1 protein-coding gene is annotated in these 276 nt (G+C 44.6%); it reads right to left on the bottom strand.

The features are described from left to right. Positions 1-51: 51 nt before the first annotated feature. A partial coding sequence (locus AB4232_RS22600) for a hypothetical protein (protein WP_372088092.1) occupies positions 52-276 on the bottom strand: 225 nt, incomplete at its 5' end.

The raw sequence follows: 276 nt of genomic DNA, 5'->3' as shown, positions 1-276 counted from the left end.
GCTCGTACCTTATGTTCTTAAACAGAACTCAGAGTACGAGCGGCTTTTTGTTTATTCGCTTCTAGACTTGTTTTGCAGATGCTCAAGCTGATGCTGAATTTCTCGGATATCTTTTCGCATAGGAATAATATGCGCAACCCGAATCCAAGCTTCTACCGCAAGCCCGGTCATGATCATCGAACCAGCCACCATTGGTAGCCACATGTCCGTCAACACCATGCCTAGTAGTGTAAGTGCAAGACCAAAGGTAAATAGATAACTTTGGCTTTGTGGAGT

Origin of the sequence: Vibrio sp. 10N.286.46.A8 (assembly GCF_041470165.1) — a bacterium.
GTDB lineage: Bacteria > Pseudomonadota > Gammaproteobacteria > Enterobacterales > Vibrionaceae > Vibrio > Vibrio tasmaniensis_A.
The sequence above is the reverse complement of the archived record's forward strand: the minus strand, read 5'-3'. Positions and strand labels throughout refer to the sequence as shown.